The sequence below is a fragment of the Paraburkholderia sp. FT54 genome (assembly GCF_031585635.1).
GTDB lineage: Bacteria > Pseudomonadota > Gammaproteobacteria > Burkholderiales > Burkholderiaceae > Paraburkholderia.
In genome coordinates, this window is the sequence record NZ_CP134198.1 from 367,450 (window position 1) to 387,407 (window position 19,958).

The window sequence follows — 19,958 nt, forward strand, 5'->3', positions numbered from 1 at the left end:
GCCACCATGTGCTATTCAGCCCAGATCCAGGCGGACTACCGCAAGTACGTCAGGATGTTTGGCGCACATATGAGCATCCGGGAATTCGCGCAGCTTTACTGGGAACGCGCCGAGGGCAGCAACGTCAAGATTCCGAAGGCGATGGACGCCGCGTTCTCGGTGCCCCAGACCGACGAGGAACGGCGGATCAAGGAAGCGATTGACCGGTTCGCCCGCGACCAGGTCCCAAAGCTGGAGCAGGAACTGTTCAAACAGCGCGCGCGACTCGCCGACGCGGAACGCACCCTGCAGAGCAAGACGACGAAGGCCGCCACCGAAAGCAAACGGATCGCAACCAGCAAGATCGATTCGACGTTGCGCGGGCTCGACGATCTCCGTCGCACCGAACTGAAAGACCGCGATTCGCGAATTTTCCCCGGCAACTATGCTCCGGTGATGGTCATGGAAGACGGCAAGCGCGTCATCAAGCCGATGCGATATCACTGTCGCCCGGCTGGCAAGCCTGCATTCTACGACAAGAAATATCCCGGGACCTACAATGCCAGGTTTGACAACCTGGAAGGCTTCTGGAAGGGACTTTTTGGATATTCGCACGGTCTTATCGTCGCGAATGCGTTCTATGAAAACGTGAAGCGACATCGACTGGAAGGGCGCGAGCTCGCTGAAGGCGAACTGGAGGAAAACGTGGTCCTGGAGTTCAAGCCACAGCCCGCTCAGGACATGCTCGTCGCCTGCCTGTGGTCGCACTGGCAAAGCCCTGGCGAGCCTGATCTGCTCTCCTTTGCTGCGATCACCGATGAGCCGCCGCCGGAGATTGCCGCTGCGGGTCATGATCGCTGCATCATCCCGATCAAGCCGGAGAATATCGACACCTGGCTTTGCCCCGAGCCCAACAATCTCGCGGCACAGTACGCGATTCTGGACGACCGCCATAGACCGTACTACGAACATCGAATGGCGGCCTGAGCTGGTCGGATCGTGACGACACTGAACTTGCGCATTGCTTGCTGCCAGTCGGGCGTTGCCGGCGCCCCGTCCAGGAGGTCTAACGGTCTACAATTTTGCCCACCCACTTCACACGTGATCGTCACCACGCGAATTCGTCAGGAAAGCCCCCTGCCCTTTCACACACCTCCGAAGGACGCATTTTTCCGGCAGGTCCGCAATCCATTACGCGCCAATTGCATTCGCGGTGCTCGGCGCCCATACTGTCTCGTAATGCAACCAATTTGAGGTGCGTTACGGGATGGCTAAGTCCCCTGTCATTGAACAACATCAGCTTCGTCATGCGGTAAAGGTGGCCTCCGTCACGGGGCAAAACGCGAAACGCGACGTTGCTTTGCTCCTTGTGTTCTATGGAACCGGTCTGACGCCAAACGAGGTAGCAAAACTTCAAGTGTCCGACTACCTCATGCCGGATGGGCGTTGTGTCGTAGAGGCAAGCTTGCGGTCCGAAATTGCGTTCAACGGCAAGCGGCGACCGCTGCTGTGGGCCAGTCAGAAAATCTGTGCTGCCATTGACGACTACCTGCAATCCAGATTGGATGCGCGACACGCCGTGACTACCTCGATAGCTGCATTCCGTGGGCTGGACCCCAATAGCCCGCTGTTCCTGACTGGGGACGGCGAGCCATTCAGCTTTACGCGTCGGACGACGCCCGCGGGCGCGGTTAGCTATTCGTGCGAGTCATTGACCGAAATTGTGCGGCGGCTTCATCAACAGGCCGGCATCGAGCACGGCAACGCCAGCGCCGCGCGCCGCACTTTTGTTGTCAGACTGCACCGTGACGGACGCTCGCTGAAGCTCATACAACAATTGATTGGAGTTTCCAGCCTATCTGCCGTTAAACGTTTGATAGACGGCGATCCGGTTAGGCTGGCGTCGGTGGTAAGTGGAGTGATTTGACCGTCACGATCGAACGGTCCATGTCGACGGCAAAGGAAAAGCGATATGAAATTCATCCCTATTGCGCTATCCCTGATCCTCACTGGCTGCGGCCAGACATCGCATGATGCTTCGCCCACGGCATCAGGCCACTACCAACTGGCTGTGGATAGCGGCGGCAATGCGTGGAGATTGGATACGAACACGGGCGAAATGAAGCGTTGTTGGCAAGGCACCCCACCAGCAAAAACGGCGCCGAGTTGCTATACCGCGACTCAGGAGTGACGCGATCCCCACGCGCCTAACGCTAGGAAACGCGAGGCAGAATCGTCGTCGTAGCAGCACAAGACCCATTATCGACAGGGAAAACATGAATCGATCGATCATCGTGGTCGCGCTGATGCTTGCCGGGTGTGCATCACCGGCGGTTTTTCGTGACCCCAAGACGGGGCAAGTGGCTCAATGCAATGCAACAACGCCGGGAATTTTCCCGATCATCGCGCAACACGAGATTGACGATTGCGCAGCAGCTTATGGGCGCATGGGCTGGCAGAAGCAGTAGAGACGACTGGTGCATGGAAAAGACGGAACTGCGGTATCACATACTAAAAATTGGAGCTTTCGCTATGGCGCGTCGAAGATATCAACGAAGAAGTCACTTAGCTGAAGCGATAAATCGGTCGAGCCCTGGCTGGCAGATATTTTGGGCTGTTGTGGTGGTACTAGCGTTTATGTTCTCTATGGTCATGTATTTCTCTCATTGAGACGATCGGGAAAAGCCATGCACCGCTTTCAATACCGAGCGTACTACGCGTACAACGGCCCCTCGAAAGTCGAGCCGTTCCGCAGCGAACTGTCCGCGGAGGAAGTCGAGGACGCGCTGTCATCGTTTTCTCGCCACCTCGAGCATTACCTCAAGCCGGGGGCGGTCGTTGAAGCTGATGAGTACGAGCCTGGGGCGCGCGACCGCGTGTTCAGCGTTGAGACGGACAGCGATCGCGCAGCGACGAACGAAGCTGTCGCAAGTTGCCTCACCAGCTTCGATTTGTACGCTGACGTCCTCTAGAGGGTGTTAGGCACTTTTGTTAAGGGTTGCAAAGTGAACAAGCATAAGCACGGAGAATACGACGAAGTGCAAACCGGCCAGGGTTTCGGGCAATCGCTCATAGTCTCTGGCCAATCGTCGGAAGCGGTTGAGCCAGCCGAAGCTGCGCTCGACCACCCAGCGGCGCGGCAACAGCACGAAGCCCTTTTTCGCCTCCGACAGCTTGATTACCTGAAGCTCGATTCCTTCATCGAGTGCTGCCTGCGCAGGCTCTTCGCCGGTGTATCCCTGGTCGGCGAACGCCACCTTGACCGTCTGGCCCGTGGCCTGTTGAACCTGACGCGCCAGTTCTCCGACCTGCGCGCGTTCCTGTTCGTTGGCCGGCGTAACATGCACAGCAAGCAATTGCCCCAAGGTATCAACCGCCATGTGGACTTTGCTGCCGCGTTTGCGTTTGTAGCCGTCGTAACCAGCCCGAGGTCCACTCTCGCAGGTCGACTGCAGCGTGCGCCCGTCGAGAATGACCGCGCTGGGCTGGCCCTGACGGCCCTGCGCAACCCGGATGATCGAACGCAGGTCATTCACCATGGCCTCGAAGCAGCCTGCCTGAATCCAGCGCTGCGTCTGCTGGTAGACCAGTTCCCACGGTGGAAAGTCATTGGGCAACAAACGCCACGGCGCACCTGCGCGTACGATCCACCGCAGCGCGTTGAACATCTCGCGCAGTTCGTAACGGCGTTGCGGTGCGTCCTTGTTCATCAAAGTCAGGTACGCAGCGGCGAAGTACCACTCTTCGTCCGACACATCCGTTGGGTAGGGCCTGCGTTTTTTCATCCTGCCAGGATACCAGGTCCGACCAAAAGTGCCTAACACGCTCTAACAAATTGGACCGGAAAAGGGCGCTTACCATGTCACTCGCATCGCTGGACCCTCTGTTCGTGCGTAGAGTTTGTTTGCTGTGCTGCCACTGTGCTCGCAACATTGCGTATTACCGTGTGGGCTTCGCGAACGAGGACGGAACTGGCGACCTAAAGCAGGGAACACAGTTCGGTGCAACGGTGAACGGGAATATGCTAGACATCGCAATCCTCGAATGGTGCAAGCTATTTGCCGATCGTAACGCTCGCCATCACTGGAAGCGTGTTATTCGGGGCGATGCCGAGCAGCGACGCTTCCTTGCCGATCTGCTTCGCGATGCTGGCTTAGATCTTCATGCGTGGACGCGTTACCTAGATGCTGTGCGGGTCTACCGGGACAAATTTGTTGCTCATCTAGACGACCAAAACGTCATGAATATCCCCACGCTGGAGGTCGCGTTGAAATGCGTGCAATTTCTTTATTCGCACATGCAAACAAATTACCCAGCATCGATCTTCACGATACCCCATCGTGCAAACCTGCCACATGATCTCGCGGCCTACTACACCGATTGCCGCGACGAAGCACGTACGGCTTACGCCTAGGAAAAGCCGGTGCGTCCGGCGTAAAGGAGCGATGCGTGATTATCAGGATTGAAGTTTCGGATGCAGAACTCGAAGAAATGGAATGCACCTCGCTCGAAGAGTTTGAGGAACAAATGCGCGACCAGCTCGATAACGGCGTTGTGACCAGCGACGGTGGTGCTGGATCTGACTGGATGGCGGAGTACGAACTCGAAGTCGTCAAAGTCGACTGACCACAGTCTGGAAAAGCTAGACTTTGAGCACGGTAGGTCTGCGCGCCCCGGGGGATTCTAATGAAAGAATCGAAAGAGACGGTTATCTTCAACGAAGGCAACGTGACTGTGACGGACGTTCGGTTCATTACGCCGCATGAAACTTTTGCAATGAGCGGCGTGACGTCGGTGCGCAAGTTGCGCGAGGAACCGAAGCGCGCGGGGATGCTCTGTCTCTGCCTCGTCGGTGTCATCTTCGCTGCCTTCGGGACTAATCTGGCAATGCATGTCATTGGCGCCTTTGTCGCGATCGCCGCGTTCACGGCAGCCGCCACCCGAAAGCCGACGCTCTTCATCGTCATCAAGACCGCATCGGGTGAATCACGCGCGCTCATAAGCACGAGCAACGAATTTATCGACCGCGTAGTTGGAGCGGTCAACGACGCCATCGTCGTCCGCGGCTGATGACGACCGCTGCTCGATTTGACAACCGGGAAAAGCTGGTGTGGCCGTATTCCAAGGGTCGCGCTACGAATGCGAGACAACCAAGTGAACAGACTGGAGAAATGAGTGGCAAGCTACCGTGAACTTCTGAAGCAACGTGAGGCACTGCAAAGGCAAATTGACGCCGCGCAAGAGCAGGAAGTCACTGCTGCGATCGAAAAGGTTCGCGAGATCATCAGCGAGTACTCGCTGACGCCGGAGCAGGTATTTGCTCAACCCAAAGGCAAGCGCGGGCCGAAGTCGGGGATCAAACCGGCGAAGTATCGCGATCCAGTGTCCGGTGCTACATGGAGCGGCATGGGACGTGAGCCGTTGTGGATCAAAGGGCAGTCGCGCGAGCAGTTTTTGATTAACCCCTGAGCCCACGGAAAAGGAGCTAACGCAGATGGCCGACCAAAGAATTATCGATGCAATGCGCGCGTGGATGCAGGTAGACACGTGGCATACCAACCACCCGATGGATGAGAAGCGCTTCCATCAAGCGCTGCATGAAGCATTCACGGCTGTGGGCAGGCCGTTGAGCGCCGACGATATGCTTGATGCTCTGAAAGAGCTTGGTCAGCAGCTAGGTCGGCCCGTCAACGACGCGCAATATTTTATTCCTCGTATTGAGGAGCGCGTCAGAATCGCCGAGCGGATCGGAGAGTATCTGCACGATATCGGTAAGTTATAGGACGGAACGTACCGGCGAGTCCGATGGATCGTGGCGCTATACCGAGGAAAGGCGGCGCTAGGCTGTGACCGTTAAACGCTAACAAATAAACCGTAGAGACCACATGGAAAATTCTTCGAACATCACCACCACTGACGTATCGCCTTCTGGAAGCACGTTGGCAAATGTTAAGAAGGACGGCGATGACCCGTTCGGTCTTGCTCGTGCCGCCGAAAGCATTCGGCATGCGCTTGTCGATAGCACTGACATTCGCGAGCGGGAAAAGACCTTGCGCGACGGGAACGTACACGCGCAGAAGATGAAAGAACTCAATGATGCGGAGTCGGAGCGTAAGCGCACCTTTAAATCCAATTGGGTCGTGGCAGGAGCGTTTTGCTTTTTTCAGGCGCTAATTGCTCTCTACGGCTTCAAGTCAAACAACGTGACATACATCCTCACCGCCGCTAACGGGTTTGGTGGATTTTTCATCAGCCGGAAATTCTAACAGGCAAGAAACACGCGGCACTCTGCCGAAGGGGTATCTGATGAAACTCGGCTCGCGATGGCTTGGATGTGTGATGTTTCTTGTCCTTTCGCACGTCCAAGCACAAGTTAGTGGCGGCTGTTGTTGATTTCGCGAGACGATCTCGCCGCCCGAAAAAGCGCCCAGTGTTTGATTCCGCATCAACGCGTGATCGCGCAGTCCTACGGCAGGTCGTCGTTCGAAACAAGCTGGCGAAAATCATCCCCACGAGAGACATACTAAAGGCAAATTCCATTATGCTGGCGATCGCGCTATCGGCGCATTGCGGCCACTGTCCGACCAAAAAACTAGGGGAACCCGGAAGCATGGAATATCAACATTACTCGATACGAAAGATACTCGACGCAGTCGTAAGCGGTGAAATTCGAATTCCCGCGTTCCAGCGTGGCTTCGTGTGGGAGATGGATCGCGTCGCCTACCTTCTTGATAGTATCTACAAAGGATATCCGTTCGGCTCACTGCTTTTTTGGCGAACCAAGCACCAGTTGACGACAGAAAGGAACTTGGGCACGTTCACCTTGCCCGAACCCCATGTTGATTATCCAATTGACTACGTGATCGACGGACAGCAACGGCTAACGTCGGTTTTCACTGTCTTCCAGACAGAACTGAAAGCCGAACCCAACCCCGATTGGGCCGACGTTTACTTCGACCTTGAGGCTGGGGCGAACCCCCAGGACAGTGCGTTCATCGCAATATCACCAGCCGACGGCTACGATAAAAACCGTTACTTCCCGATGAACGTTCTTTTCGACTCGGTTAAGTACCGTCTGAACACGGAACATCTCGACGCGAAAAAAATTGAACTTGTTGATAGGCTTCAAGAGCGGTTCAAAGAAGCACAACTTCCTGTTCAGGTCTTGAAAAGTGAAGACCGATCAAGTGTTGCGATCGTCTTCGAGCGAATCAACCACTTGGGTGTCGCACTGGATACCTTGCAACTGCTTTCTGCTTGGACATGGAGCGATGACTTCGACCTTCTCGACAAATTCAGGGAGCTAAAGGAAGAGCTTTCGGACTTCGGGTTCGCCGGCGTTGGCGACGATGCCGACCTCGTACTCAGTTGTGTGGCCGGCATCCTCACACATGAGCCGGGACCAGAAAGACTTTTGGAGTTGAACGGAGCGGCGGTACGGGACCAATTTTCGGTAGTTGAGAACGGCATCCGTGGAGCAATCGACTTTCTAAGAACGCAACTGAAGGTTGTTCATTTGAAGCTGCTTCCGTACCCTTCGATGCTCATTCCGTTAGCCGTGTTTTTTGCCGAAGCCGATGGCAAGGAAATCGTCTTCGGTGGTGACAGCTTCCAGACAATCAAGCGGTGGTTTTGGCGGACGTGCTTCTCAGCTCGATACACCAGCCAAACACGCAAAACTACCATCACTGACATTGAGCAAATGGTCAAATTGAAGGCGGGGGAAGCCACTACGCTGGATCATATTGACGTTACGGTTACGCCCGATTTCTTTCACAGCACATTTAGAGTTGGCGCGGCAGCCACAAAGACGTTCGTGTTGCTTTTGGCGAATAACGACCCACGGAGCCTTCTGTCTGGAAAGAACATAGACCTCGATAAGGTTCTGCAACGCTACAACCGTTCCGAGTTCCATCACATCTATCCGCGTGCCTTCCTGCGTGAGCAAGGTTTCGCCGACGGAGAAATTAATGTGCTGGGCAACTTTTGCTTTCTCAGTGCGGCCGAAAACAAGAACATTGGTCGCAAACGGCCGTCGGTATACGTGAACGATTTAGCTGGCGATGCTGCACTTAGCGAACAGACTCTTGCAACGGCTTTTTGCGACGCAAAACAGTTTGATGACAATTACAAGCCGTTCCTAGCTGCAAGATGCGCGCGGCTCGTCGACTTTGCGAATCAGCTAACAACTTAAGGGTCACCGTCCGGCTAAAAGGACGTGGAAGGTTGAGTACAAACAATCTTGGAAACGGGCGCGGGCCGGGTTTCGTTTTGGTCCGTATCTCCTACAGCGATCTTTCAGTTACTGAACGTATTGGCTACGCAGAGGGACTGGTCGACGGGTTGTTGGTGTCGTCCGTACTCACCGGCTCGGACCGCAATCTCGACATGCTGAGTGGATGCATATACGGGATGACCAACGAGCTGGTGGTCGCAATCTTTGACAAGTACCTTCGCGACAATCCGAAGTACTGGCAACGAGCGTCAATTGGACGCGCTTGCGTGTTTCGCTTCGGATATATTTAACGGCCGACCGCGGCCTCGCTGACACAGAGAGCCATGCGTTCGATACGATGAAGTGTCCGGACGGCTTTCGTGAGCTCATAGGAGCCAGGCAAAACGTTCTCCCAAAGCTGGAAGCCTGCTTATCAAGAGCTGAAGGCTGATCCCTAGCTTGCAATGACGGCAGAGCAAGCCGAGAAGACTCTCGGAGAGCGCCGCAAGGTCGGCCTCAGAATGGCACGAAGGGTTGTCTACTTAACTTATTGGCGAGACATATGACGCACGGATCGACCTACTATGAAAGCCGGGGATTTTGCATATATTGCGGTGAGACGAAAAACCTGTCGGACGAGCATATCGTCCCGTTTTCATTGGGCGGTGTGCACGTCCTGCGGAAGGCGAGCTGTGCCCGATGCGCCGATATCACGAAGAAGTTCGAACAGAAGGTTAGCCGGGACCTTTGGGGAGACGCGCGCGCTGCGTTCAACGCTCCGACTCGACGAAGAAAAGAGCGCAAGACGCACATCGAAATTGAAGACCGCAAGAATTTCCGTAAGACCTTGAAGTTCCCAGTGGGTGAATATCCCGCCGGGTTCGTCTTTTACAAGATGACAAAAGCAGGATTTCTCCTAGACTTGCCCGATGATGTAGATCTGACCGTTCACTGGCAAATGTCCGTGATTGACGATTCTGGCCGTCGCGAGAGGTTTCTGGATAAGCACCCTGACAACCTACTCCTAAAATTTCGACATGTACCATATGACTTTGGCCGGATGCTGGCGAAGATCGGGTACGGACAGATTTTGACTTCGCTCGATCCCAGCGATTTCAGACCTATTTGCCTGCCGTACATCCTTGGCACGAAGACGAACGTATCGTTTGTTGTTGGCGGTTCAATGGATGACCAAGCTCCAATGGATGTCGGATATAGCTTGGGGACGGCAGGCTTCGGCAGCCTACAGCGATTCATTCTCGTTGCCACCATACGTCTCTATGCCAACACTGCGTCACCCGTTTATCACGTTGTGGTTGGCGACATCGAAGGAGAGGAAAACGTACGACGCGTTATGCAGAAGCTCGAGCTGGAAGAAGGGGCTGATAACGTGGTCTTAGGCGATCACGGGGATGAACATTGGTCACCGGTCAAACCCTTCTAACTTGGGAAAACTCGTTCGGGCAACGCTGGTCAACGGACCGGGCGATTGGCCGTTCTAACCCGGAAGCGGCCGTCGAGGAGGTGTCAAGGCGAACGGCAGTAGCGGGTCGAGGCTGTGTGAAAACACGTGTTGAATGTGATCGTCAAAAAAATCGACCCGTCAGATCGCGCTGTATTGGCTTGGTAGCAACTCGGGAAGGGTAAAGCGACACCCGAAAACCGAGTACTTTTGCGTTTTCACACAGCCTCGGTCGGCAAGGAGCATTCGATTTTCTCGATAGCGGCCATTCGCGACCGACAGATCTGACCGGTCGCGAATGACGGGATTGGCCGATCAGCGGGCGTATCGGGCAGCGCCGGTGAGGGCAGTAACGCGGGTCGGATGGGTCCGTTTTGACATAACACCCGCCGGCAAACTTGCACATGATGTCGGTATTATCGCAACGTCGCGGCTCGCGGAATTCACCTTCACGTTCTCGGTTCCCCGTTGATAGGCCATCCAGATATAGATGGATCGTGGTTCAGTGTCGCATATGTAGCCGCGACCACCGCGCCCGTGCGGTCAGCGCAGCAGCGTTGGGCACGATGTCATCGGGGCTCGATATGGCCAAGCCGCGTTTAATGTGGTCTACGCTTGGCGTTCGGCTCGTTTGTGTCGCCACCGACGTGCTCGTGTCGCCCCTGTCGGACTTCGATCCAGTCGGGATGCGAGCCCCGTGAAGGGCCTACTGCGTGCAAGGGGAAAATCGTCAGCGTCAGGTGACACTCTTCAGCGTGTGACCGATAATGGCTGGGTTCATACACTCAAGATCATCGCCTGCTATTTTATGCCGGACGCATCAATCCACGTTGATAGCCGCTCAAGTGTCACATAACGAGCTCCGGTCCCACGGTATAGCTGAGCCAGTGATTGATAATTTTGTCGCATCGAATCTGCACCCTCTTCCGCAGCATCTGCGCTTGCAAATTGCAATGCCAACACACAATCCGATAACTGGATTGGCCGTTCCGAGTACCACGCATCAATGCTTTCTTCTTTTGGTATTCCCACTCGCGGCAGCAAAACCATGTGACCACTAGTAACCCCACGACTGAACGGACTAACCTTTATCAGTTTCGAAAGGGGGTAGCCGTGCACCAATCTTCGAATGTCGGTCGAATGCACAAAATGCAGACCCTTGCGCGTTTCAGTGGCCTCAAAGCAAGGCAGCCCACCGCGAATAATCTTTATCTTCGAATGCAACGTTTCAGCGTTGCTGGACAACGATTTTATTCGCGGAGTCTTTAGTCGATCCATTGCCACGAGAACCGAATTCACCCGAGCGCCGCGAAAGGTCGAGTTCTTAAATTGCTCCTCTATCTCAACGTGATAGAGGGCATCGAGGATCGCCCTACCTGGCTTGTCGAGCTCGGAGAACATCACGGATTCCGGTAGGATCGCGACAATTCGGGTGGGATTCGAATGTTGCAGCGTGGCAAGTACGTGCGCCATTGCTAAACTACCTCGAATCGTCTGGCCATGGTAGCTGATCTCAAGGCCTTTCGCCTGACCCATACTGAAAGGTGGATTCAATACCGCAACGTCTACGCTCGCTCCTAACCGAGGGCGAAGCTGTGTCCACGTTGCTTGCGAAAGTGAGTCGCCGCGGACTAGGGTCCAGTGCGGGCGGGATCGTCGTAGATGAGAGATAGCCCTGACATCAAGGTCGATTCCGGCGCAGTGAACACGCGGGAAACACCTTTCCATCGCATCCAGCAACGCGCCACGGCCGCAATGGCTATCCACAACGGAGTTCAGGTGCGACCTGCCGACTGTTTCGGCCACCACCTCTGCGACATGTGCCGGAGAATAGTACGCGTCAGTATCAGATGTCAGCATCGCGAGGCTTCAAACAATATATATGGGTTAGTCCGACACCCGAGGTGCGCTTAACTCTCCTGACCGGATGGTCGTAGATTATCTCGGTGTCTCGTGGATGGTCGAGGGCGTACCACACCGCCCCGAGAGCGTGCGGCTTCGTTCCTGTTGGCGCAATATAAAGGTAGCTTCCCGGGTTGTCTCGATGTATTTCAGAAAGTGCGGAGTACGCATCGAACGGACAACTCGCCCGCGCGTAACGGACATGTCGGTAGGCGCGCGTTTCGTCGAGAAACTCGTTGTTAGTCGCGATCGTAATCTGCGGATAATCGGCCTTAAAACCTGGAAGCCCGACGATCGGTGTGATCATCGGCTGGGGGTCAAAGTCAAATGCAATATGCTTCGGTCTCGCGCTTTCGAAACCAAGAAACGGGACGAGAACGCTTTTTACGTGTCGATCAGGCCCAGACAGGTTCGCCATCCCTGGCAACGGCGCGACGCCGCCGAATGAGGTAGTCAGATCGAAGAGACTCGACGATGAAGGGCTCTCGTGCTCTTTATACGACCCAGGTTCTGTGTAAATAAAGAATATCGAGTCGGCGTGATCCAACGCCGCGCGGAGTAACGCGGCCCATACACTGTGGGTTAAGCCTGTCATATCGACGTAGAGAATCAATCGGGAGCATAGCTGTCGCAGCGCTGTGACGTCAGTCAGCGAGAACGTCGTTTCGACTCCGTTGATGCGACAACGCACCGCCGACTCCTTCTGCTCCACTACCTCAACGCAACCTAGTGGGTCGGTCTTTAGCATCTCAGCCCATACATCGACACGAAGCCTTGCCTCGTCGCTCAGCGCGCTAAAAATGTAAACAGCATCCCTTTTAAGATAGCTCGCGTTGAGCTCACTTAAGGTCTGGGTATGTCCATCGTGAACTATGTATCGGCTCATGCATCAGCCTTGGTAGAAATCGGTGAACATGGCAAGCTGCGCCGGAAGTTCCTCAGTAGGCGTGGGGTCCGCGGACGACATCATTTCCGAAAGCGCCTGCGACGGTCGCGACGATAGCTTGAGCAGGCTGCTTGCCTGGAATGTCACTCGCCTTTTACGTCGGTGGGAGTATTCGAAAAATGCGCAGAAGATGGGGTGCAGGCGATACTCGTCGTCTCGCATCTCAGCTTCCGAAGTCGCCTTGGTCTTCGGTGTCGCCTCGAAAGCGAGATGCGCGACGCCATCCGCGAGAATTTCCGCGACCATGGCGCACGACGACGGGTCTCCGTTGACGATGAATGAGTTCTGTTCGGGCGCGCGCCCGATCGGGTCTCGTGCAAACTCGAAAAAGATTTTACCTACGGCAAGCACTAGTCGTTTGATCTCAACTCCGCGCTCGCTCAACCCCTCTAACTGACCAAGCCGGCGCTTCCCGACAAGGCGTGCAGATTCGGTCTGGGCCTTCGGGCTCAGTTGCAGTTGAGTCTCCCCATCCCAGCCGGTTTCCAGCTGGAACTGCACCGCCTCATCAATGAGCTCCAGAAAGAACCGGATGTTTCCGGAGGCGAGTGAAAGGAAGGTCCCAACCCCCGCATAGTACTTGCGCAGGCGCGCACCTTTCCGGCCCTTTGATAGCCAGAACAGGCTTGCATACCCATGATTGCGCAAACGTACTTCCCATCCGGCCGGATCGCTCATCCAGCCTTTCGCAAGGTTTAACACGGGTTCGCCAGAACTTTCATGCCAGTACTGAAGGAAGTAAGTTTTCGTTACCGGCATGGCCTCGAACCAGGTCCTCACGTCAGCCGCCGCGTCCTCGAGCGCGACCGCGGCGAGATCAGCAACGCGCGAACATCCCAGCGCGAGCGCTTCTTCATCAAACGACATGTCTGGCAAAAATCTCGCCAGTCTGTCTGGAACCGGCAGCCCCTGCTGATGCGCGCTGGCGAGCCTCTGATTCGCCACGTTTTCCGCAAAGGTTTCGAAGCCTTCGTCGGCAATGTCTACCAGCGAATAGTCGTCGGGCGTAGACAGCTGATCGCCCTCGTCGAGGGTGCGATGCGTCTTGAGCCCCTCCCGTCGCATCCCAATTTTGTAGGAAAGCGGCGGCTCAGAATGCTTGATATATGCATTAAGTGTCGATTGCTGTTCCGGTGCAAGGTTCTCGTATTCGTCGATGCAACAGAAGAGCAACTTGCCATCGAGATAACCTGCATCAGAAAGGACTGATGCGAACTTCTTTAGAGGCGCGTCGCTCGCTGACATTACCGGTGGCGCTGTCCGACCACCATTGTTGACGTACAACTCGAGTTCGGTCAGCTGCGAAAGCAGAGCCGCCTGAAGACTGCGTGTATCAGTTACGGCCCGAAGTCCGAATGTGGCCGCAACGGCCGCCACGTCGACTCGCTGAGCGGTTGGGTCTTGGAGCTCCAGCCAGCTTGACAGCTGACATAGCTCAATGCACGTCAAGATATTGAAATAATGTGCAAACGCGCGCTGCCGTGTGTTTGCATCTAACTCGGTAATCGTGAAAGCCCTTACGCGATTCTTGTTGACCCGCACGTAAATACCAAAATACGGTAAGGCGACCGCCCCGGACTCTCCTGTACGCGAGCGGATAGAAGCCGCGTCAAACCTCAACGAACGCAGCGTCGTAGTCTTACCCGTGCCGCGTCCGCCAACCAGGAAACACGGTCGATTGTTTTCGAGTTTGACCAGATACGGCGGAGGTGTGAACAGCGATGCGAACTCGGGCTGCGACCACTCGGCTCTATAGTCGCCGAACAGTCGGGAGACGGCTTCTCGGTTAGTGCTCATACGCGGCGTACCAGGGGTGTCCAATTGTCGGGACCAACAGCCCAAAATATGGGAATGGTGCAATCGGGCGTGGAATGCTCGAAAGCCATGAGCAACCCGAGTTCGCCATGCCCGTACATCCTCGTTCGCTCCGCCTCGAGGTAAGGAGGCACCCGAAGACGGGGAGAATACTTCGCGAGCAAAGTGTTTAATGCGGCCGGAATATCGTCAATATCTGGGCGAAGCGCGCTACGTGGTATCCCGATGACCGTCTCTGCCGGTTCGATGACGTGCGCTGCAACGATCCTCAGCGCTGAAACGTCTGCCCGAAGTCGCTCCAGGCCCTTGCGTGTTGCAACGAGTGTGGCGTAGACGACATCGGCGGCAGATTCCGCCTCGAGATCCGCAAACGAATAGGGAAGACTGTTCAGATATCCGCGCTTCCACGTAGCATCGATCTGACTGCCCGATCCTAGAAAGTCGTCAAGAAAGACGACCAGCTTGCCCGCCTTGGCGTGTTCGAGCGCCCGCTTTGGGTCCACGAAGCGTTCGTCAGGGATTGCTGCTGTTTGCCGCAATTTTCGGCAGAACAGGTTCCCGGAATCCGTAATGTTCGGATCCTCGCCTTCGACGCTGGTGAAAACCGCGGTCTCAAGCGACGCCAATGCTCGCTCCCTGCCCATGCGCGCAATCAGGCCATCTCGCATTTGTCGATAAAGCGACAGTAGCATGTGGTCGACTGCTTTACCCCCGAAATAGGTGAAGTGATCGAGCAGGACGGCAGCCGCCGGCTGATCGGGCTTGTCGAAGTTCTGAAGCCACGCGCGCGGACGAACAGCTGGTTCCCGGCGCCATAGCTCGGAATCCATCAATGCGGTGCACTTGGCTAGCACTGTCTCTATATAAAGATCTGGTCGCAACTTGAAGGTCTGTTCGGATAGTGAACCGGACTGGTTCCCTGCGTGCGTAGTTTAGCGTTGGCGTTCGCTGAAAGCGAACGGCTCATAGGTGTTTCCGTCGTGAGAGCGATTATCCGTTGACTTATCAACAATGTCCGCAAACGAAGGGTACAATAGCCGCAATCGACCCCTTCATTTGGGTCGGCTTTCTGCCTGAACGGGCAGATGTGAAAATGCGTCACCCTTTCCACAGGACGATGCGATACCGGGTCGCGGCCTCGTCTTAAGATGACCGGGATTAGTCGGGCATCGGGACCCAACCTTACGAAGCCGCGGTACGCCGCTCCAGTTCCGCTGTCGTGCGCTCCAGCTCCTGCACGATCGTCGCCTCATCGGGTAACACCGTTTGGTATTCCGCCGCAAGAATCTTGTTCGGCAGGTTGTCCAGCGCGTAGTGTGCTTCGGCCGCACCTTTTTCGGCGCAAAGGATCAGGCCGACAGGTGGATTCTCCCCAGGCTTCATCCAGTGCTCGCGCGCGTAGTTCAGATAGAGATGCATCTGCCCGGCGTCGGCATAGCTGAAGCGACCGACCTTGAGATCGATGATGACCAGGCATCTCAATCGTCGATGGAAAAACACCAGATCGACCCTGAACCACGTGTCGTCGATTCTCAGGCGGCGCTGCCGGCCGACGAAAGCGAAGTCGTCGCCGAGCTCCAGCAGGAAATCCGCCAGATGCTGGATCAGCGCCTCCTCAAGATCCGATTCCGAATACTCGTCCTTGATGTCGAGAAACTCGAGGACGAACGGGTCGCGAATCGCCTCCTCTGGCGTGAGCAGATCACCCGGCTGGACATCAGCGGCTTTCCTGAGCAGGGCCGCCTTGTTGCGCGACAGCGCCAGCCGCTCGTAAAGCTGGCTACTGATCTGGCGGTCGAGCTGGCGCACCGACCAGCCTTCGCGCAACGCCTCGGTTTCATAGAAAGCGCGCGCGGCGGCCGTCTTCACTGAAAGCAGGCGCACATAGGCGGACCACGGCAACGTAAAACGGGTGGCCAGCGCCGTGTAATCGGGCGCCGTTGCCGTGGCGTCGACAACGTCTTTCGCCGGCAGCGATTTTCCAGACGGCGTCTGGACATTTTCGGGGGCTGCCGATTTTCCAGACACTGTCTGGAAAATCTCTGCCGCCGGCCAGGCGGAATAAAAGGCGCGCATGCTGGCCAGATTCGCCCGGCCGAAGCCGCGGCCGAAACGGCGCGTCAGGTCGTCCGCGAGCCGGGCGATCAGTGCCTGTCCGTAGCCGGCGCGCGCCTGCCCGCCCTGCTCGCTGGCGACGATCCGCCGCCCGATCTCCCAGTAGGCGGCGGTCATCACCGCATTGACGTTGCGTGCCGCCGTGCGTCGCGCCGACTCAACGACATTGACCACTTCCTTGTGCAGCCCGGCGTAGTCGCCGGGCGCGATCGTCACCTTCGTCATGACGCGTTGACGGCATCCTTGAATGCCTTGCCGGCCGTAAACTTGACCGTCCGTGCGGCGGCAATCTGCATTTCGGCGCCGGTCGACGGATTGCGTCCGGTGCGTGCGGCGCGCTGCCCCGTCGAGAACGATCCGAAACCGATCAGTTGCACGGAGTCGCCGGCGATCAGCGCGCGCATGATGGCCGCGAGCACCGCATCGATGGCGTCGCCGGTGCGCCCGGCGACCGCGTCGATGAGTTCCTGTTTGTTCATGGACAGCCCTGTTCGGTGAGTGAAACCCGCACCCTACCGCATCGCGCTGTTCTCAGGCAAACCTGACGCTGGCCGACGTCAGCGCGTCGCCGGCGCCGTGCCCTGCCTTCGCCCCAGGATTCCGGGTCGCCGGCGACGACCGGAAAACGCCACGCAGCAAAATCGCCACATCTGATAACTGGAGTTATCACGAGTGAGGGTTTTCCTTGGCAGATTTGACGCGCTCCGCCATACTTCGCCGGAAGGCCCGCCCGGCAACGGTTTCGGGCAACCCGCCCAGACGCCTTCGCGCACGGAGCTACGACCATGTCAACGCCCAAGATCGACACGACCAATCCCGAAGCGCTGATGCGTGAACTGTTCGACAACGACGCGTGGGTCAAGGACCAGTTCGCCACCTATCTGGGGGATCCGCTCCTCGAACTGTGCGAGGCGCTCGCCGGCTGCTTTCGGCTGATGGGCGAACTCAATGCGGCCGCGAATGGAGCCGAATCGATGCGCACCGCGCTTGTCGGGGCATTCGTGTTCGGCGTGCTGGATGACCTCGTGGTATCGACGAAGCTGCTGCTGACCGGCAAGTACCCTGCTTCGGGCAACCTCATGCGTCAGGTCATCGAAGGCATCGCTATCTCGATCCTCTGTTCGGCGGAGAAACCTCTGGTCGTCAAGGAGAAAACGAAGACCAAGCCTACGGTCAGGGTGCTCTACTGGGAGCGGATGAACGACGGTGACCCGATCACCAGGGGACACCTCGCGATCGGACAGCTGGCACGGAACGCGCCGGCACTCGGACTGGCAGCCGAAGCCGTCAGGTGCCTGCAGGACGCAAAGGATTACTACAACACCTTCAGCCACTGCGGCACCGCGACCCTCACCAACCGGGTCTCCCTGGAGGGCGTCGGCATGTTCCATCTCGGCGGGCACTTCGACGAGGCCAAACTCGTCTCCTATCGGGCTGACCTGGATGGGCGGATCAATCTCTGTCGCGTTCTGCCCCCATTCATGCGGCACATGCTTGCGACCATGAAACCGCCGCTCGCCCGCCGGGCCGCGGCGGCGCAACCCGCAGAGCCGGCATGAAGCCCGTCGCGCGCCGGTTCACGCGAGCGCACTTTGCCCTATACCGCGGCTGGCTGGAAGGCGCCGCGATCGCGGGGCTGCACGCGGCTTACGGCGAGCCCGGCACGGACGTCCGCGTCACACGGCGCCTCATTACCACCATGCGCGACACGCTGGCCGTCGCGGCGCGGCGCGCGCGCGACATCGAGGCCGCGCACCTGCTGCGCCTGAAACCCGGCAGCATCCCGCTCGCGGAACTGCACGGCCGTGACGACCCGCCTCCTCTCGACGACTACCGCGCACAGGTCGATCCGGACGGCTTCTACAGTGAGGCCGAGCTGCTCGAACTCTATCGGGCCGATTTCCCGCCCCGTGAGCGCCGCGTCGACCGGAAAGTCGCCCGCAATGCGCGGCTGCGCGCCCGCCAGGCCGCGGCGCTCGGGCGCATGGAACGCGCGCTGGTTCAGGACCCCGCGCCCGGGCAGCCGCTCGACGGCTGGTTCGAACCGGCCGTCGCGGCACGCCTCGCCGCGGCGGGGCTGACCACCCTCGCCGACCTGCTCGCGCTGATCCAGCGCCGCCGGCAGCGCTGGTACACCGCCGTGCCCAGGCTCGGTCCGAAAGGTGCGCAGCGCATCGCCGACTGGCTGGATCTGCACGCGCGCTCGCTGCACTGCATCCTCTCGCCGCTGGCGACCACGCCGCGCCGACAGCTCGCCGTGGGCCATCCGGTGCTCACCCGGCCGCCTGTCAGCGCCGACGTGGCGCCACTGGAATCGCTGCGCGTGCCGCCCGAACTGGATGGATCGCAGGGCCTGAACCGGGCGCCCGTGCCCGCCCACCAGGCGGAACTCGCCACCGACCTGGACGCCGTCAACGCGTGGATCGCGATCCGCGGCGAGCGCAGCGCGCACACCGCCCGCGCCTACCGGCGCGAAGCCGAGCGGCTGCTGCTGTGGGCGATCATCGTGCGGCGCAAACCACTGTCGTCGCTCAATACGCTGGACTGCCGCGAGTACATCAACGGCTTTCTGGCCGACCCGCAGCCGGCCGGGCGGTGGATTGGCAACGGCAAGGCCGAGCGGTTCGACCCGGCGTGGCGGCCGTTCGCCAAGCAGCTGCCGCCCGCGAGCCGGGAGACCGCCCGAAAAATCCTGTCGGCCATGTGCAGCTGGCTGGTGGAGGAGCACTATTTGCTGGTCAACCCGTTTCACGGGCTGCAGAAGGTCGACAGTGCGAAGCCGCTGGTCGACGTGACCGGGCGCACGCTCACGCACGCCCAATGGCGGTTTGTGCTGCAGACCGTCAGCCGGCCGCTGAACCTGCCCGGCGGCTCGCCTGCCGACCAGCGCGACTGTTTCGCGCTGCTGCTGGCCTATGCGACGGGCCTGCGCCGCACCGAACTGGCCACCGCCACCACTGGCGCGCTGTCGCGCAAGGCACTGGATGCGGCCCTCGAGGACGCCTGGACCCTGCGTGTCATGGGCAAGGGTAAGCGGGAGCGGCAGGTGCCGATGCCACACCGGCTGATGGAGGCGCTCGCGGCGTCGCTGCAGCGGCGGCCGACGCCCTGCACGCTCGAGACCGCGCCCGGCGACACGCCGTTGATCGCCCACCTGAAAACCGGCAAGCCCCTATCGCCCGATGCGCTCGCCCGGCTTTACAAATCCATCTTCAGGCGCGCCGCGGACGCGCTCGCGCCCACCTACCCCGGCGCCGCAGCGGATCTGAAACGGGCCAGCACACACTGGCTGCGCCACACGCATGCGAATCACGCGCTCGACGCCGGCGGCGACCTGCGGGACGTGCAGACGGGCCTCGGCCACGCCAGTCTCGGCACGACGACCCTTTACACCAAGGGCGACGCGGCCCGGCAGTACCGCGCGGTGGAGCGGTTTTTTGATGCGGCGCTGGAGGATGCTGCCGCCGCGTCGCCAGTCTGATCCGGCCGAATTCTGGCCAGCAGGCTCGAACTTTGAGAAATCT

Annotated in this window: 23 protein-coding genes and 1 pseudogene; 16 read left to right on the forward strand and 8 right to left on the reverse strand. The window is 58.1% G+C overall.

Annotation, left to right across the window (positions count from 1 at the left end):
- The first annotated feature begins 6 nt into the window (after positions 1-6).
- The 5 genes from RI103_RS38700 (at position 7) to RI103_RS38720 (ending at position 2,951) form a co-directional block, all read left to right on the forward strand.
- Entirely contained in the window at positions 7-966 is a 960-nt protein-coding gene (locus tag RI103_RS38700; RefSeq protein WP_310819785.1) for an SOS response-associated peptidase family protein, read from the forward strand.
- A 280-nt stretch (positions 967-1,246) separates the two neighbouring features.
- Positions 1,247-1,906 (forward strand): site-specific integrase, encoded by a 660-nt coding sequence (locus RI103_RS38705; RefSeq protein ID WP_310819474.1) that lies wholly within the window; start codon positions 1,247-1,249, stop codon positions 1,904-1,906.
- 45 nt (positions 1,907-1,951) lie between these two features.
- Positions 1,952-2,170 carry a hypothetical protein gene (locus tag RI103_RS38710; protein WP_310819475.1) on the forward strand — a complete coding sequence of 73 codons (219 nt, stop codon included), beginning with the start codon at positions 1,952-1,954 and terminating at the stop codon, positions 2,168-2,170.
- Between the two features lie 85 nt (positions 2,171-2,255).
- Positions 2,256-2,447, forward strand: coding sequence for a hypothetical protein (locus RI103_RS38715; protein WP_097393057.1), 192 nt, complete (start codon positions 2,256-2,258; stop codon positions 2,445-2,447).
- Positions 2,448-2,666: 219 nt separating this feature from the next.
- Positions 2,667-2,951: a hypothetical protein gene (locus RI103_RS38720; RefSeq protein WP_310819476.1), complete on the forward strand. Its 285-nt coding sequence runs from the start codon at positions 2,667-2,669 to the stop codon at positions 2,949-2,951.
- A gap of 6 nt (positions 2,952-2,957) precedes the next feature.
- On the opposite strand, the gene RI103_RS38725 is transcribed toward RI103_RS38720, so the two are convergent.
- Positions 2,958-3,764, reverse strand: coding sequence for an IS5 family transposase (locus RI103_RS38725; RefSeq protein ID WP_310815545.1), 807 nt, complete (start codon positions 3,762-3,764; stop codon positions 2,958-2,960).
- Positions 3,765-3,838: 74 nt separating this feature from the next.
- On the opposite strand from RI103_RS38725, the gene RI103_RS38730 reads away from it, so the two are divergent.
- The 9 genes from RI103_RS38730 to RI103_RS38770 all read left to right on the forward strand — a co-directional run bounded on the left by RI103_RS38730 (position 3,839) and on the right by RI103_RS38770 (position 9,638).
- On the forward strand, positions 3,839-4,393 hold the full coding sequence (locus RI103_RS38730) for a hypothetical protein (RefSeq protein ID WP_310819477.1): 555 nt from the start codon (positions 3,839-3,841) through the stop codon (positions 4,391-4,393).
- Between the two features lie 35 nt (positions 4,394-4,428).
- Positions 4,429-4,605: a hypothetical protein gene (locus RI103_RS38735; RefSeq protein ID WP_310819478.1), complete on the forward strand. Its 177-nt coding sequence runs from the start codon at positions 4,429-4,431 to the stop codon at positions 4,603-4,605.
- A gap of 150 nt (positions 4,606-4,755) precedes the next feature.
- Positions 4,756-5,049 (forward strand): DUF6232 family protein, encoded by a 294-nt coding sequence (locus RI103_RS38740; RefSeq protein ID WP_310819479.1) that lies wholly within the window; start codon positions 4,756-4,758, stop codon positions 5,047-5,049.
- Positions 5,050-5,154: 105 nt separating this feature from the next.
- Positions 5,155-5,448, forward strand: coding sequence for an H-NS histone family protein (locus tag RI103_RS38745; protein ID WP_310819480.1), 294 nt, complete (start codon positions 5,155-5,157; stop codon positions 5,446-5,448).
- Between the two features lie 25 nt (positions 5,449-5,473).
- On the forward strand, positions 5,474-5,761 hold the full coding sequence (locus RI103_RS38750; protein WP_310819481.1) for a hypothetical protein: 288 nt from the start codon (positions 5,474-5,476) through the stop codon (positions 5,759-5,761).
- A 103-nt stretch (positions 5,762-5,864) separates the two neighbouring features.
- Positions 5,865-6,245 (forward strand): hypothetical protein, encoded by a 381-nt coding sequence (locus RI103_RS38755; RefSeq protein WP_310819482.1) that lies wholly within the window; start codon positions 5,865-5,867, stop codon positions 6,243-6,245.
- 344 nt (positions 6,246-6,589) lie between these two features.
- A complete protein-coding gene (locus tag RI103_RS38760; protein WP_310819483.1) occupies positions 6,590-8,173 on the forward strand; it encodes a DUF262 domain-containing protein in 1,584 nt (527 codons plus the stop codon).
- 32 nt (positions 8,174-8,205) lie between these two features.
- A complete protein-coding gene (locus tag RI103_RS38765; protein ID WP_310819484.1) occupies positions 8,206-8,505 on the forward strand; it encodes a hypothetical protein in 300 nt (99 codons plus the stop codon).
- Positions 8,506-8,756: 251 nt separating this feature from the next.
- A complete protein-coding gene (locus RI103_RS38770; protein ID WP_310819485.1) occupies positions 8,757-9,638 on the forward strand; it encodes an HNH endonuclease in 882 nt (293 codons plus the stop codon).
- An 819-nt stretch (positions 9,639-10,457) separates the two neighbouring features.
- On the opposite strand, the gene RI103_RS38775 is transcribed toward RI103_RS38770, so the two are convergent.
- The 7 genes and pseudogenes from RI103_RS38775 to RI103_RS38800 all read right to left on the reverse strand — a co-directional run bounded on the left by RI103_RS38775 (position 10,458) and on the right by RI103_RS38800 (position 16,913).
- A complete protein-coding gene (locus tag RI103_RS38775) occupies positions 10,458-11,192 on the reverse strand; it encodes a hypothetical protein (RefSeq protein WP_310819486.1) in 735 nt (244 codons plus the stop codon).
- A gap of 36 nt (positions 11,193-11,228) precedes the next feature.
- A pseudogene (locus RI103_RS39900) lies at positions 11,229-11,516 on the reverse strand (hypothetical protein); the annotation flags it as partial.
- Positions 11,503-12,444, reverse strand: coding sequence for a hypothetical protein (locus tag RI103_RS38780; protein WP_310819487.1), 942 nt, complete (start codon positions 12,442-12,444; stop codon positions 11,503-11,505). The gene RI103_RS38780 and the pseudogene RI103_RS39900, both read right to left, overlap by 14 nt.
- Positions 12,445-12,447: 3 nt before the next feature.
- Positions 12,448-14,301: a hypothetical protein gene (locus RI103_RS38785; RefSeq protein ID WP_310819488.1), complete on the reverse strand. Its 1,854-nt coding sequence runs from the start codon at positions 14,299-14,301 to the stop codon at positions 12,448-12,450.
- Positions 14,298-15,149: a hypothetical protein gene (locus RI103_RS38790; RefSeq protein ID WP_310819489.1), complete on the reverse strand. Its 852-nt coding sequence runs from the start codon at positions 15,147-15,149 to the stop codon at positions 14,298-14,300. Before RI103_RS38790 ends, RI103_RS38785 begins: the two co-directional genes overlap by 4 nt.
- 352 nt (positions 15,150-15,501) lie before the next feature.
- Positions 15,502-16,659, reverse strand: a complete 1,158-nt coding sequence (locus RI103_RS38795) for a PDDEXK nuclease domain-containing protein (RefSeq protein WP_310819490.1) — start codon at positions 16,657-16,659, stop codon at positions 15,502-15,504.
- Entirely contained in the window at positions 16,656-16,913 is a 258-nt protein-coding gene (locus tag RI103_RS38800; RefSeq protein WP_310819491.1) for an HU family DNA-binding protein, read from the reverse strand. The genes RI103_RS38795 and RI103_RS38800 overlap by 4 nt, the downstream gene beginning before the upstream one ends.
- A gap of 306 nt (positions 16,914-17,219) precedes the next feature.
- Here RI103_RS38800 and RI103_RS38805 point away from each other — a divergent pair, with 306 nt between their 5' ends.
- Both RI103_RS38805 and RI103_RS38810 read left to right on the forward strand, forming a co-directional pair.
- A complete protein-coding gene (locus RI103_RS38805) occupies positions 17,220-17,993 on the forward strand; it encodes a hypothetical protein (protein ID WP_310819492.1) in 774 nt (257 codons plus the stop codon).
- Positions 17,990-19,915 (forward strand): phage integrase family protein, encoded by a 1,926-nt coding sequence (locus tag RI103_RS38810; protein ID WP_310819493.1) that lies wholly within the window; start codon positions 17,990-17,992, stop codon positions 19,913-19,915. Before RI103_RS38805 ends, RI103_RS38810 begins: the two co-directional genes overlap by 4 nt.
- Positions 19,916-19,958: the final 43 nt, after the last annotated feature.